Below are 14,073 nucleotides of genomic sequence, written 5' to 3'. Positions count from 1 at the left end.
TTATCTCTTCATCATGTGGGGGATTAACGGCACTGAAAAAAATTCAGCATCTCAGGGGATAAGGAGCCGGTGCTCTGCGCCAGACTGACCAGTGCATTCAGGTAGTTCAGCCGCGCTTCAGCCTGATCTTTAAGCGTGCTGTAATATTTTTGCTGGGCATCCAGCTCATCATTCACCGTGCGGAAACCCATTTCCCGGCCATATTGAACGGAAACCACCTTCTCATGAGCTGATGCCACCGCATTTTTCTCCGCTTCAATCAGCGCCTGACCATTGGTCAGACTGAGCCAGGCAGAGCGCGTCTCCTGAACCGCTTTACGCTGGGCTTCTACAATGGAATATTTTGCGGCTTCGCGCCGGTAAGCGGCTTCAAAGGATTGTGAAAGCTGGCTGCCTCCGGCAAATAGCGGAACAGTGACGTTGACGCCGTATTGCAGATTATTACTCTTGGACTTGGTGCCGAAAATGGCGTCATAAAGAATGTTGTCATCGTTATCATTCCGGCTCCAGTTTTTACCGTAGCTGGCGTAAAGCGAGACGACCGGCATATGCGCGCCGTCCGCGGCCAGGACATCAGCATCCGCCTGATCATTCTGAAACAGGGCGACCTGAATATTGGTGTTACGCTGCTGGCTGGCATTTATCGCTTCTGTTAACGACGCATAAGGGGTGGCGTTCAGACACTGAAAATTAACCGGTTCCAGCGTATCAGGGTTAATACCGGACAGACGACGCACGGCTTCGCCAGCTAACAGCAGCTGGTTGCTGGCTTCAATCTCTTTTGCCTGAGCGATGGCGTAGTTGGCTTTTGCTTCGTCCAGTTCAGTGCGGGTATTCTGGCCATTGCGTAAACCAGCCTGAAGTTTTTCCATTTGCTGTCTGAAATTATGGCTGGCCGCCTGTGCTGCCTGCAAAACCTCCTGCTGATAAAGCACCGAGAAGTAAGCATTGGCAATGGAGGTCAGCAGTTTCTCTTCAGCCAGATGCGCCTGGGCCTGGGCAGTATCAGCAATGGCAACACCTTTACGCCAGCCCGCATATTTGCTCATATCAAACAGGGGTTGCCTGACGCGTACGTCGTAGTTATGCGTGGTTACACCGCTCTGATATTTTTTATCGGGCTGCTCCTGACGGTCCCAACTGCCTTCCAGCGTCAGCGTGGGCAACATGCCTGCCATGCCTTGCCAGTATTTCTGCCTGTCGGCTTCGCTGGTTTTTTTACTGGATTGCAGTGCCGAATCATAGGTTAATGCAGCCTGCGCGGCCTGCTGTAACGTTGTTGCCTGCGTGTAGAGAGGGACGCAAAAAAGCGCCAGCAATGCACGATTGATGTTATGGAATTTCATGGTTTTCGCTGTTTCAGACAATAAATAATGCCAGGGTTAAACTAATTCCTGGGAAAATACATATTTAATTAAATCAGTATTGGAATGCAGCTGGAGTTTATGCATTGCATTATATTTTTGTGTTGCAACCGTACTTACGCTACGTTCACGTAATTTGGCGATATCCATTAAGCTGTAACCCATGGCAAAAAGCCGGATGACTTCCATTTCTGACGACGATAAAAGCGTGTTTGCCGAACAGGCCAGAGACTCCTGCGCCAGCTTTTTCATCTGCCTGGAGTAATAGATGCCAGGGGAAGCTGAACAGACCCATTGCACAGCCTCAATCAACTCACGTTGATCGTCACGTTTACTGACAATAGCCTTAACCGGAATTTGCAGTATTCTGTTTAAAATAGCTTTGCTGCTCTGCGTGGTAAACACAATAATATTCAGCTCAGGCAGCTGTTTATGAATTTCTTCCAGCTTCTTTACGCCGTTTAAATCATTTCGTTCAAAGCTGAAACTAAAATCCGTGATAAGTATATCGGGGGTTTGCTCCTTCAGCCGTATAAGGAGGTGTTCCGCCTCAACCGGATAGGAATAAATTTCCTGACGGGTGATCTCAGCCGCCAGGATCGACTGAATAGAATAGATGATGAATGGGCTCTCATCAGATACACCAATCCTGAGCATCCTTTTTCTCTGAAGCATTTCGTCTGAATAATCCTTTAATCAGTTTGTCATGGACCAGGGCTTCGCAAAGCCCTGCATATTACTGGTAGCTGAGAGTATAAGTTGCTACCGCATTAGCCGTTCCCGGATTTATGGTGGCTGCCGTCTGGTAATAACGAGCATACAAAGGCACCCTAACCAGTGCGGCAGATAACGGATAAGAGGCGACGCTAAAGGGCGCAGCAAGGGCGATCGGCTGCTGATTTTCATTCAGGATCTGCACGCCTACGCCGCTGGCGGTTGAGGTGCTGTTCAGCGCGACAACCCCCATATCCCCCAAGCCGCTGGAGGCATCGCCATCAAACTGCATCATGACGTCAAATGCCCCTGAGAGTAATGCTTCGCAGTTGAGCTGGATATCAAAGGCAATCACACTGCTGGTTTGACCAATTCCGGCACCTAATCCGCTGCTTTTACTGACCGAATAGCTCCCCAGAGGGACTTCCTGATTAGCATTGCCGGTGACCGTACAAGTTTCGTCCTTTACCGTGACAGCATTACTTCTGAGATTACTGGCTATGTATGTTTCATCACTTCCGATCACTAAAGAGCCAATCTGGAACAGATTCAGGAAAGTACGCGTTACCGGAGTCAGTGAAGAAGAGGTACGAACGATCCTGAAAGGTATGTTCAGGCTAAACTCCGTATAATCGTTCAACACCCCGCCAGTAGTGATACCTGCATAAGTCTTGATTATCTGTCCTGTCGGCACACTCCCCGCTTCGTTCGAATATTGGCCGCCATAACCCAGATACATAGTCAGCCCATAACCTAACGACCCTTCCGGGATGTTCAGTCGCTTAAAATAGACCTCTGCGCTAAGGCCATCGCTATAATCGAGGAAATTAAGGCCGCATTTCACATCAACCTTCATCGTATCCTGATAAACCACAGTACCAATGGGAACGGCGGCTGAAAGGGTCAGCCCCAGCGTTCTCAGATCTAAAGCATTGGTTGTCTGCGGCGCCTTACATATTAATTTTGTATCCGCCGCCGCATAAACGTCGGTAGTCGTCATGATAATCATATTGATTGTTAATATGACCAGAGCGAAAATTCTGCCCGCTGTTTTTAAAGATTTAAAAAATGTCATAACGGTTTACCTGATTAACCCTGATTTTCGTTATCGCTTAAGCTATTTGAAACATAGCGAACAGGCTGGCTCTGATCGCTGTTACATGTTGTGGTGAGTCTTGCCAGGGATCTATTTTCACTGGCCTGAACAGCATCTGACTCAAGGTTAACCAGACAACTATCCGCCGGCGTTTTGCCCCAGGTGACATGCAGGCGACTCACATCTTTGTTCAGCCTCACATAGATCTGGCCGCCCTGCGAAACGGTTGTAATAAGATTGCCATTTTCATCATTTACCGATGCGCCAAAAGGCAATGCATTTCCGTTCAGCTGATTAGCACGAATTAATAGCGGCTGACCTTTACTGGTTTTGTAATCAAGCCTGACGACGGCGCCTTCAACAGGGATCACGCGCTGCTGTGTCGCTTCCAGTTCAACATCAAGCGGAAGACCTTTTGGGTCTATTGCCAGTTCGTTTATCCGGTAAGGATTAAGATTTGGCACAATGGCCCGTCCGCTGCCGTTTAACACGATATTGGGATAGCCAGGCACCCGCGCACCACCTGCATCTTCTGCACTCACCACGGCATAAGTGGATGACTGATAAGCGCTGAAGGTCAGACTGTCGGATAAGGCTACGACGGTGCCGCTGGCGCCGCCTGAAGCGGAATAGTAGTTCTCCCCTTTGGTATAAGATGCTGTCAGCGTACTGTAAGGCGAACGATATTGCCCACTAAGCGATCCTGACGTGTTGTTATCAACATCACGCGCTGCGCCAAGGTTATAGTTATATTGGTCATGATCGCCCAGAATCCCATTAACCGCTGTTTGTGCATTGACGCCATCTTTAGTATGGGTCGCACTGCCGGTAAAGTAGTGTTTATTATCACTACCCAAAGGAACAGAAAAGTCGAGTGAGAGCTGCGTATCATGTCCACCGGTTGAGTATAATAATCGGTTAGCGGAAAATGTATAGGAGAGCTGGCCAATTGTATTATTGTAACCGAGCTGAAATTGGGTGTTTGTACCCGCATCATTCCAGTAGTTCTGAACGAAACCAGTAAGATAGAGATTCCCAAATGAGTCTCCAAAATTTTGGCTGGCGCTCATCGAAAAACGTTGCTTTGGACGTGAGAGATAATTAACTTTACCTTCACCGCCATGCTTTTTGGAATGGTTGTTAATCTGCAACGCATTATCAAAGCTGTAATAGCCGGATGAAGAGAAGCGATAGGCCGCCAGAGTAAAGTTGGTATTAGTTTGCGGGATTTTCTTACTGTAAGTTGCCCGATAACTTACACCCTGTTTCTTCTCATCACCATATTTGGTTTGCGCCCCAGTGATATCCAGTGAAATAGCCCCGACAGGCAAACCAAAAGCGCCGCCCAGTAACACCGAAGTATAATTGTCAGAACCCAAAATACCTGAATAGCCCGTAAGGCTGTTGGTAAAACCGCGCTGAATAGTGCCCTGGTACACAGAAGGGGTGTAAACCATGTTATCGCGGCGCGACACGCCACCAGTCAATGAATAATAGGTCATGCCCGGACGTTTTAATCGCGCCATAGCGGCATAAGGCACGGAGAAATGGGTTTCACTGCCGTCCGCTTCTTTCACCGTCACTGCCAAATCACCGCCGTAACCGGTGGGATAGAGGTCAGTGATATCAAATGGGCCAGGGGAAACGGTGGTTTCATAAATTTTGCTGCCATTTTGCAAGACGGTAACCTGGGCATTCGTCCGGGCAATGCCGCGAATTGCTGGCGCATAGCCGCGCTGCGAGTCTGGCCACATCTGATCGACTGTTGAAAGCTGCGCCCCGCGAAAGGAGAGGGTATCAAAAATCTCACCGCTGGTATTACCTTCCCCCAGCAGTAAACGTGATTTCAACTGCGGAATATCGCGCTGGACATAGGTATTGATGTCATCGTAATGATGATATTCGCTGTTCTGCTGCCGCCGCCAGCTTAACGCGCCATCATGGCGGAACATCCAGCCACCCAGGTTAAAACCTGCCAGCGCACGACCATAGAAAGAGTCATATTCGCGTCCACTGTACACAGAGCGGTAGTAGTTAGTGTTATAATTCAGCGTGAAAGCGGTTTCACCCTTATCCCAGAATTCCGGTGCAACATAACCCCGCGCCGAACGCAGGAGATAGATTTGCGGAATAGAGATATCCATCTGCATATCTGCACTGTTGATGGCAGCATGGCTCCCTTCCACAACATCTTCCAGAGCGAGACACTCTTTTCCTGCCCGAAGATTTTCTGCCTGCTTTGAATTAAAAACGCTGTCTTTAATTGACAGGCTTTTTACCAGGTCGTACGAGAGACATGCCCTGGTCTCCTCTCCTTCACGTATGACGCGAACATTGTTGCGGCTGACCTGACGGCCATTGAGAAAAATATCGAGGGTGTAAATGCCAGGATCGATAGGATTGCCATTTGCATAGCGTGAAACATCAACTTTTACGCCTGGCATATTTTTTATAAAGGATTCGTCGAAGTCGTAATACTTTTCAGCCCATGCTGAAGTTGTTGCGGAAGTAAGAAAAAACGCTAATAAAGAGCGACAAAAATGTCGGCCCGCTGAATTATCTACAGAGACTGTCCTTGCCATCCTGATTCCCCTTAATTATCACCATAAAATCACTGGCTGATCTGGCCTTCTGCATTCCGTGCTGCGCCAAAATCATCCAGATACTGGTAATGAAACTTCATTTTTATTTGATTTATATTTGTTCCTTTCAGGGTAAAATCTTTGCTTCCCCCTGGTACCAACATATCACCCTTTTCACTTGTTATTTTACGACCTGTACTATCCTCTGCATTGATTTGTGCAACGTTGATAAAGTAAGGGGAATTATTAACGGCTGTCAGCTGATTGCTTTTTTTACCTTTATGCCATACCAGTTCGGTGGCGGCGGTACTGGCACCCTGGCTATTAAGTTTTCCCGGACGATAAAATAATTTAATACGACTACGAATAGCCATCTGTAGCTGGTTCTTATTCGCCAGATTTTTATCTCGTGGTGGAATATCCAGCACGTTCAGCCAGAATATGGATTCTTTATTGGTGGGAAGGTCACTGCCAGTATAAACGATACGCAATGTTTGCCCTTTGTTTGCTTCCATGCGAAAAACGGGCGGCAACAGAACAAAAGGGACGTTAATTTTATCCAGTGGCTGATTAAGATCGCCATCGTCAATCCACGCCTGAACCAGTGCAGGCCGGTCGCTGCGATTATCTAATCGCACCGTTATCTCTTTCTCAGAAGCGGGATAAATGACCCTGGTACCAATGATGGTAACGCTGGCAAAAGCAGAGGATGAAAAAAGCCATGCAAACAGAAAAGAGGTGATAAATTTAACGCTTTTTTTTTTCATAATATTAGTGGAATGACTAAAAGTGAAAGAGAGGTGGGAGCAGGCTCCCACCCTAATCAATTACAGATAATTGATTGAGTAAGTTACAGATGAAGCAACGGTACCTGAGCTTGCTTTCGCAGTAGCGTAATACTGAGCGGCATAGTTCAGGGTTGCAGTACCAGCAGCCAGGGTTGCGGTAGCTGGTGAGGTTGTCTGATCGGTACTGCCAGCGTTCAAGACATTGTTTGCGCCGTCCAGCAATTGCAGCTCAACATTTGTCGCTGTACCTGTGTTGTTCAGACGACCATTAGCATTGACGTTGGCGCCCTGTTCAAAGTAGGCATAAACTCCACCCGTTTCAGTAGAGCAATCGTTGAGTTCGATGGTAAAACGGGTACTACCCGCAGTCTGACCCGCATTTTGCAGCACGCTGGAAGAGACTTTTGGCAGGGTTACCGTAGCGGAACTGCTGCCACCGTTAATGCTGACAGTGCAGGTCTGGCTGTCGATGTTACCCGTGAAGGAGATCGTACCATCAGACGCTTCTGCTGCATTAACCTGAGCCGTTGCCAGCAGCAAGCCAAGAGAAACCATAGTTACCTTTTTCATATACTTTCCTTTGTATAATTAAAAAAACGTTGAACCCTAACTATAATGAGTGACGGCCACTACTTGCCCTCACTCAGAGAGGTTTTCAGGGAGATCGCGCTTCCCTGAAAATTAAAAAATCAGCAGGGCGAAGGCAACAGCAGCCACTACGCCAATAATGCCCATGCCAAAAGATTCACCACTTACGGTATTTGCCGCGGGAATATTTTCCGGCCGCGTCCATTCGGTGGTTTCTTGCTGAGAAGAAGCATTTAAGTTTTTAATAAAATTAAGGATCAGCGAGGTCAATGAACCGCCGCTGACGTTTGAGATTTCGCTCGTTTTAAGTTCACGCATAGCTCTTCCTTACGCTGTGATTGGCTTTGTGCCCATATCAAATTGGTTTTCTACGATTTGGTTGAACCATGCAGAGGTGGCATCCCAGCCGTTCATGGCGCCGTACAGCGTGCCATCAATCAACCCAACCACAGCCCCTACCACTAATCCAATACCACCAGAAATAATCCCGGCACCCAGCACTCCGCCTGTACTGCCGCCGCTCATTGCCCAATTCAGACCAAAAGCAGTAATACCAGCCATGCCACCAACAACTACAGAACCAACAAAATCAAAAAAACCTGCACCTGAAACGTTTTGCATTTCAAAAGATGTTAACTCTCTCATTTTACTCTCCATCATCCTGTATTAAATCGCCGCTTCAAGCAGGCTGCGCTATTTAATAGCTAAACCGGAGTGGGAGGAATAGTAAAAAATCCATAATTTATCTCTGGATTCTCTCTTTTTTAGTAAAGAATATAAATTTTTTACATTGTTTTAACTGCCAGTGTAAATGGATACCTGTTTTGCGTAAAAAAGAGGAGGTTTAAAGGTCAGGAAAGAGTGGGGATGTTAACCAGGTTTTCTTTTGAAAGTATTAATAATAATTAACATTAAGTAAAGATAGCAGGAGTGCCCGCCAGATTAACTCTCTCCATAAAAAACTAACTCGATGTTGTTAAAACAACTGTTAATGACTCTGTCAGTTACCTGTTCAACTAATTTTTCAGCCTCTCTCTGAAGAAAGGCTTAAGCGGATTGTTTATCTAATAATCTCTATTTTTTAGAATAAAAAACTAAATTTCTGGTTTTTACATATTTAATTATCTGTTTATGGCATTGCATGTTTTAATTTTAAGCAGAAAAAGAATTTGAGGAGGATTTTCGTAAATTACAAGCAACATGGACTCCAAAATAGAAACCCATGTTTCACCCTTGATCATGTTTTTTATTTTATTGTCCGAATATTAATGCTGGAGAGGGTGTACATAACATTTCATTTCAAATGAGAATGGAAAAACCTATTTTTCAGAAAAAAGTTATAACGCAGTCAGAATGGCTCCTTTTACTGATCACTTGAACTAAAAAAAGGAAGTTAAATGGTTTAAAGCTCTACATGATAATGACTTAGTGGTCTTTTATGCTTTCTTTTAACCTGTTTATGGGATTGAATTTTACTTGTATGGCTCTATTATTGCGAGACAAGCAAGTCACTTAATTATAGTCCATAACCAGGAGGTGATCGGTCTCAGACACAGTGCATCAGGGAAAGTAAATAGATCATAACAAAACAAGCATTTTACTATTTTTATACTACTTACTGACTACGACGCACTTAGCTCCGGATGTTGGTTAGATTGAGTTTATTGATATGTATAGAGTGACTGAGAATCATGAGCGAATCATCGACGCATTGGCCGGCTATACGCAAATTGCAAATCCAGATGAAATTTCGCGAGGCAAGCGTCGTTATCACTTAACTAAAGATAACGTACGTCGGGTGATGTTTATTCTGGATGGTGACTTTTTGTTAAAGCTAAAAGGTGAGCATAAAGTACTCAATATTCTTTCTGCACCCTCTGTGGTCGGCGTTACGCCAGCACTGGATGAACCTCCGGTTTATCTGGAAAGGATAGATTATGGCAAAGTTAGTTTTATTGACTATGAGACATTCTGGCGTTTGATCTTTGAAAAGGATCTTTTCCACGACGCAATGTCAATTTTATCGGGTCAATATTCAGATTTAATGGATTACATTCAGCTGCCAAAGGGGAATTCCTATGAAGAGGTTCTTTCCTTAATTGGACGTTGGGGGAAGTTGCCACCACATCTGAAAAAACGGTTTTCTGCTCTTTATCTGATAGAACACAGTTCTCATCTTTCCAAGAGTTCGATTTGTCGGGTGTTGAAAGAACTGAAAGAGAAAGGAGAGATTCAGTTGGTGAATGGAAAATTTGTTTAGCACTATTTTGCTCCCACAGTTTGGGGATGCTTAAGGGGAAATAGTATGGATGTTAAGGTAATTTGCACGGATGACAATTATTACTTCAGACTAGGCATCTCCGGAGTGATTGAAGCGGCATTTTTATGCACGGCCAATGTTGAGTTTTTGTCTAACTACGATAGCAAAAATATTCAGCAAGCAGATTTTATACTGGTCCATGTTTCACAGTGGCGACTCTTTATGTGCCAGCCGGCGTACCGCCATCGTAAGCCTGGCAGCGTATTACTGGTGTTTGTCGATCGTACCGATAGCATCAGTTCCGAGCAGTTGCCGGTATGTTATCAATCTTTAACGCTGATCGATCCTACTGAAAACGTCAGTAAGATCAGGGATAAGATCGCTAATGCCTGGCTTACGGCGCAGAAGAAGACAAGCACCTTTATGCCTTCAGATTGCGTGCGGTGTAAATTTTCCCGTATTTCACTGGTTCAACTACAGGTTATTTCTTTTATCAAAAAGGGTAGCTCAGTCCGACAAATTGCTAAAAGTCTTGGGCTATCCATTAAAACTATATATGCGCATAAATACAATGTGATGAAGAAATTCAATATCAAAAGTGATTGCGATTTCTGTTTTTTTCTTAACGATCTGTCTTTAATCGAATTATATAAAGGGGTGGTAAATGATAATGAAAGCTAGGTGAGGATAGATTTAGTAAAAAGCCTCTCGAAAAGGCTAAGTAGAATAATTACACCATCAATAAAAAGCGGCCTGTTGGGGCGCATGTAGCCAGGAAGAAATTCCATTTTTTGTTTCTGCTTGTTAGAGGCATTTATGAATAACAAATCTCAACACAGTACCTCCAGTCTGGTTATTCCCTCTAAATTTTTAACGGGAATCATAACAGGCCTTATGGTTGTTTTATCAACCTTTATTGTCAGCAATTATGCTGCCGCTATGCCGTTGCAACCCACGCCTGCGCTTTCCCAGCCAGCTCATGTGCCACAAGGGCAGAATCACTGGCAAACGCTGGACACCCACGCACACGTCATTATCTTTCGTGATGATGACGGCGCGTCGCTGCCGTCAAAAACGATTATCAACTTTTTTGTTAACGATCAATATCATACCAGCGTGCATCCACGCACCCGCGCGGTTGAGCTGGTTCTTTGCCCCGGTAAAAAAGAAGTCAACGCCGCGCTCAGCCATCTTGATAAACATTATTTTGTACAGCCAACAAAATTTGCAGGCATTTCGCCAACACTACAGGCTGGCGAGCGTTATTACGTTCGGATTGCCTTAGATAATTTGGGGAAAATTAACGCCCGTTGGGTGCCTGAAAAAGAAGCTGAATCCGTGCTGGCCAATTTTAAGCCGCAAATGCACACATTATCACGGGTGATGAAAGAACGTTATTGCCCTGAAGTCACATACACAATTAATACGGCAGAAGTTTTTACACCGCATAAAAACTCAACCTCATTAAGCAGTGAGGGGGCGCACGAAATGAGGGCGCTTGTGAAAGCCGTTAAAGAAGAATTCAAAGAAATCGACAAGGTAGTCGTCAAAAATAAAAGCGACGTTGATGATCATGATATTACCGCGCATCCGCTTTCTCAAATGCGCGCTAATAGCGTGACAACATGGTTAGTAAATTCTGATTTCCCATCGCCATTCTTTACAGCGCAAGGGAAAGACCTGAATTGCTCCGCACTTTCTGCCAGTAAGCATGATAGCCAGGCTTGTCTTGATTTCAGGCAAAGCGTGGACGTCGAGGTTTACGGTGCCAGAAGAAGCCTGCGTTCTACTCAGTAATTAGTCTCATTTTATCAATCCTCGTGTACAGAAGGTTGCCATGCTGAAAATTAATATGCGTAGTGTAAAGGGAATTATCTCTTCTTACACCGTTGATACCAAAGCCGATCTGGCTACAGTGATTAAAGTCCCTAAGAACGGGGCACTGAATATAGAACTGATCGATAGCGCTACCGGCCATGCGCCACAAATTGTCATGACTAAGCGCGTCGGTAATAATCTGCTTGTCGTCATTGGCCAGGATGATTTCGAACACCCTGATGTCGTGCTGGAAGACTATTACGCAAACGGCAATGTCCACTTAATGGGGCAGGGCGAAAATGGCCAGTATTACGAATTTGTTCCCACTTCCGGCAATGTCGCAGAATATCCGCCAGCTTTAACTGAAGGAAAAAGCGGTGAGCTGGTACTGGGTGGCGAAGGTTACGCCGGTGCCGATCCGGTCTCCTCCGGAGAGAGTAGCTTTAGCTGGCTGCCCTTCCTGCTGCTGGGTGGAGCCGCAGCAGCAGGCGGCATCGCCATTGCGGCTTCTCAGGGTGGCGACGATCACCACTCCTCGGGCAAATCCATTTCAATAACAATGAATCCGGTCACTGATTTGGATAACGATGGTCGTCCGGAACTCTCCGGCACCACAAACAGTCCTGACTCACAGGTTATTATTCAGTTGCCTGACGGCTCGCAAATAACAACGCAAACTGACAATAACGGCAATTGGGCTGTAGAGGCACCTTCATCACAACCTAATGGCACTCTCACCGTTACCGTTACCGATAATGCCGGCAACAGTGGCAGCATAACCGAAGAATATCGCGATGTGACGCCTCCTGATGCCGCCGTCATTAACGTAAATGACGATGAGCAGATCGCCGGTAAAGCTGAAGCAGGCTCGACGGTAATTATTAACGACGGCACCACCGGCGAAAGTATTACGGTCGATGTCGATGAGAACGGCAACTGGAGCGTTCAGCCCAACCCTGTCAATGAAGGGGATAGCAATGTCACCGTCGTTGTGGTTGACCCTGCCGGCAACACCTCTCCAGCTATTGATGCTTCGCGCCCGGATATTACCGCTCCCGACAATATTAGTTCCGGCATTATCGCTGATTCCATCAGCCTGACCGACGATGTGGGGCCGGTAACGGGCGAGATCGCCCACGGCGGCGTTACTGACGATGCACGTCCAACCTTCTCGGGCAACGCGACCGCCGATATCGACCACGTCAATATCTATGACAAAGGCGAGCTGGCCGGCAGCGCAACTGTTGATGAGAATGGTAAATGGAGCTGGACGCCGGAGCAGGATCTGGCCGACGGCACTGAGCATGATCTGACCGTCACGGCGGTGGATGCGGCGGGCAACGAAGGCCCGGCGGCTGACGGCAGCTGGGGCTTCACCGTTGACACCAGCACCATGACGCCGGAAATCACCACCAATACCGAAGCGGAGCTGGCCGGTAATGCCGAGCCGGGCGCGGTGATCGTTATTACCGATCCGGCCAACAACAACGTGACCGAAACGGTGGCCGACGCTGACGGGCACTGGAGCATTCAGCCGAACCCGGCAGGGGTGGGCGACAAAGAAGTAGTGGTGGAAGCCACCGACGAGGCGGGCAACAGCAGCACCATCATTATTGACGGTCCTGCCGACACCACGGCACCGGACAACCAGACATCCGGCATCGTGATTGATTCCATCAGCCTGACCGACGACGTTGGCCCCGTTACCGGTGAGATCGCCGACGGCGGCGTCACTGACGACACGCGTCCGACCTTCTCGGGCAACGCGACGGCAGACATCGATCATGTCAATATCTATGACAACGGCGAGCTGGCCGGCAGCGCAACTGTTGATGAGAACGGCAGCTGGAGCTGGACGCCGGAGCAGGATCTGGCCGACGGCACTGAGCATGAGCTGACCGTCACGGCGGTGGACGCGGCAGGTAATGAAGGCCCGGCTGTCAGCGGCACCGCTGACGGCGGCTGGAGCTTCACCGTTGACACTTCCGCCCCGGACAACCAGACCTCTGGCATCGTGGCTGATTCCATCAGCCTGACCGACGACGTCGGCCCGGTAACCGGCGAGATCCCCGACGGCGGCGTCACCGACGACACGCGTCCGACCCTTTCGGGCAACGCGACGGCAGACATCGACCACGTCAATATCTACGACAAAGGCGAGCTGGCCGGCAGCGCAGCTGTTGACGAGAACGGCAGCTGGAGCTGGACGCCGGAGCAGGATATGGCCGACGGCACTGAGCATAAGCTGACCGTGACTGCTGTTGATGCGGCGGGAAATGAAGGTCCGGCGGCTGACGGCAGCTGGGGCTTCACCGTTGACACCAGCACCATGACGCCGGAAATCACCACCAATACCGAAGAGGAGCTGGCCGGTAATGCCGAGCCGGGCGCGGTGATCGTTATCACAGATCCGGCCAACGACAGCGTGACCGAAACGGTGGCCGACGCTGACGGACACTGGAGCATTCAGCCGAATCCGGCAGGTGTGGGCGATAAAGAGGTGGTGGTGGAAGCCACCGATGAGGCGGGCAACAGCAGCACCATCATTATTGACGGCCCTGCCGACGGTACGGTACCGGACAACCAGACTTCCGGCATTATCGTTGACTCCATCAGCCTGACCGACGACGTCGGCCCGGTCACCGGCGAGATCCCCGACGGCGGCGTCACCGACGACACGCGTCCGACACTTTCAGGCAACGCGACCGCGGATATCGACCATATCAATATCTACGACAACGGCGAGCTGGCCGGCAGCGCAACTGTTGATGAGAATGGTAAGTGGAGCTGGACGCCGGAGCAGGATCTGGCCGACGGTACTGAGCATGAGCTGACCGTGGCCGCCGTTGATGCGGCGGGCAAC

General features: G+C 48.0%; 12 protein-coding genes. 4 read left to right on the top strand and 8 right to left on the bottom strand.

Going from position 1 to position 14,073, the window contains the following annotated elements; translation table 11 throughout:
• Window positions 1-23: 23 nt before the first annotated feature.
• The 8 genes from AAH450_RS18665 to AAH450_RS18630 all read right to left on the bottom strand — a co-directional run bounded on the left by AAH450_RS18665 (window position 24) and on the right by AAH450_RS18630 (window position 7,777).
• Window positions 24-1,346 carry a TolC family outer membrane protein gene (locus tag AAH450_RS18665; RefSeq protein WP_342911570.1) on the bottom strand — a complete coding sequence of 441 codons (1,323 nt, stop codon included), beginning with the start codon at window positions 1,344-1,346 and terminating at the stop codon, window positions 24-26.
• A 36-nt stretch (window positions 1,347-1,382) separates the two neighbouring features.
• Window positions 1,383-2,039, bottom strand: coding sequence for a response regulator transcription factor (locus tag AAH450_RS18660; protein WP_342911569.1), 657 nt, complete (start codon window positions 2,037-2,039; stop codon window positions 1,383-1,385).
• 61 nt (window positions 2,040-2,100) lie between these two features.
• On the bottom strand, window positions 2,101-3,078 hold the full coding sequence (locus AAH450_RS18655) for a fimbrial protein (protein ID WP_342911568.1): 978 nt from the start codon (window positions 3,076-3,078) through the stop codon (window positions 2,101-2,103).
• Between the two features lie 89 nt (window positions 3,079-3,167).
• Window positions 3,168-5,756, bottom strand: coding sequence for a fimbria/pilus outer membrane usher protein (locus AAH450_RS18650; protein WP_342911567.1), 2,589 nt, complete (start codon window positions 5,754-5,756; stop codon window positions 3,168-3,170).
• A 29-nt stretch (window positions 5,757-5,785) separates the two neighbouring features.
• Window positions 5,786-6,523, bottom strand: coding sequence for a fimbrial biogenesis chaperone (locus AAH450_RS18645; protein WP_342911566.1), 738 nt, complete (start codon window positions 6,521-6,523; stop codon window positions 5,786-5,788).
• 60 nt (window positions 6,524-6,583) lie between these two features.
• Window positions 6,584-7,114, bottom strand: coding sequence for a fimbrial protein (locus AAH450_RS18640; protein ID WP_342911565.1), 531 nt, complete (start codon window positions 7,112-7,114; stop codon window positions 6,584-6,586).
• 111 nt (window positions 7,115-7,225) lie between these two features.
• Window positions 7,226-7,450 carry a hypothetical protein gene (locus AAH450_RS18635; protein WP_342911564.1) on the bottom strand — a complete coding sequence of 75 codons (225 nt, stop codon included), beginning with the start codon at window positions 7,448-7,450 and terminating at the stop codon, window positions 7,226-7,228.
• Window positions 7,451-7,459: 9 nt separating this feature from the next.
• On the bottom strand, window positions 7,460-7,777 hold the full coding sequence (locus tag AAH450_RS18630) for a hypothetical protein (protein ID WP_342911563.1): 318 nt from the start codon (window positions 7,775-7,777) through the stop codon (window positions 7,460-7,462).
• 1,024 nt (window positions 7,778-8,801) lie between these two features.
• Between AAH450_RS18630 and AAH450_RS18625 the strand changes: the two genes are divergently transcribed.
• The 4 genes from AAH450_RS18625 to AAH450_RS18610 form a co-directional block, all read left to right on the top strand.
• Window positions 8,802-9,392 carry a transcriptional regulator gene (locus tag AAH450_RS18625; RefSeq protein WP_342911562.1) on the top strand — a complete coding sequence of 197 codons (591 nt, stop codon included), beginning with the start codon at window positions 8,802-8,804 and terminating at the stop codon, window positions 9,390-9,392.
• A gap of 45 nt (window positions 9,393-9,437) precedes the next feature.
• Window positions 9,438-10,073: a helix-turn-helix domain-containing protein gene (locus AAH450_RS18620; protein ID WP_342911561.1), complete on the top strand. Its 636-nt coding sequence runs from the start codon at window positions 9,438-9,440 to the stop codon at window positions 10,071-10,073.
• Window positions 10,074-10,208: 135 nt separating this feature from the next.
• Window positions 10,209-11,189, top strand: coding sequence for a hypothetical protein (locus AAH450_RS18615; protein WP_342911560.1), 981 nt, complete (start codon window positions 10,209-10,211; stop codon window positions 11,187-11,189).
• Window positions 11,190-11,229: 40 nt separating this feature from the next.
• Window positions 11,230-14,073, top strand: a 2,844-nt coding sequence (locus tag AAH450_RS18610) for an Ig-like domain-containing protein (RefSeq protein WP_342911559.1), incomplete at its 3' end; no start/stop codon positions are given.

This window comes from Erwinia magellanica, assembly GCF_039023495.1.
In the GTDB taxonomy this organism is placed as follows: Bacteria; Pseudomonadota; Gammaproteobacteria; order Enterobacterales; family Enterobacteriaceae; genus Erwinia.
This window is presented reverse-complemented; position numbering and strand designations above follow the sequence as displayed.

Bases quoted from the DNA above. Each gene is read 5' to 3' on its own strand.
- AAH450_RS18645 (WP_342911566.1), bottom strand. From the start codon at position 6,523: ATGAAAAAAAAAAGCGTTAAATTTATCACCTCTTTTCTGTTTGCATGG.
- AAH450_RS18615 (WP_342911560.1), top strand. From the start codon at position 10,209: ATGAATAACAAATCTCAACACAGTACCTCCAGTCTGGTTATTCCCTCT.
- AAH450_RS18625 (WP_342911562.1), top strand. From the start codon at position 8,802: ATGTATAGAGTGACTGAGAATCATGAGCGAATCATCGACGCATTGGCC.
- AAH450_RS18665 (WP_342911570.1), bottom strand. From the start codon at position 1,346: ATGAAATTCCATAACATCAATCGTGCATTGCTGGCGCTTTTTTGCGTC.
- AAH450_RS18630 (WP_342911563.1), bottom strand. From the start codon at position 7,777: ATGAGAGAGTTAACATCTTTTGAAATGCAAAACGTTTCAGGTGCAGGT.
- AAH450_RS18655 (WP_342911568.1), bottom strand. From the start codon at position 3,078: ATGACGACTACCGACGTTTATGCGGCGGCGGATACAAAATTAATATGT.
- AAH450_RS18635 (WP_342911564.1), bottom strand. From the start codon at position 7,450: ATGCGTGAACTTAAAACGAGCGAAATCTCAAACGTCAGCGGCGGTTCA.
- AAH450_RS18650 (WP_342911567.1), bottom strand. From the start codon at position 5,756: ATGGCAAGGACAGTCTCTGTAGATAATTCAGCGGGCCGACATTTTTGT.
- AAH450_RS18620 (WP_342911561.1), top strand. From the start codon at position 9,438: ATGGATGTTAAGGTAATTTGCACGGATGACAATTATTACTTCAGACTA.
- AAH450_RS18640 (WP_342911565.1), bottom strand. From the start codon at position 7,114: ATGAAAAAGGTAACTATGGTTTCTCTTGGCTTGCTGCTGGCAACGGCT.
- AAH450_RS18660 (WP_342911569.1), bottom strand. From the start codon at position 2,039: ATGCTTCAGAGAAAAAGGATGCTCAGGATTGGTGTATCTGATGAGAGC.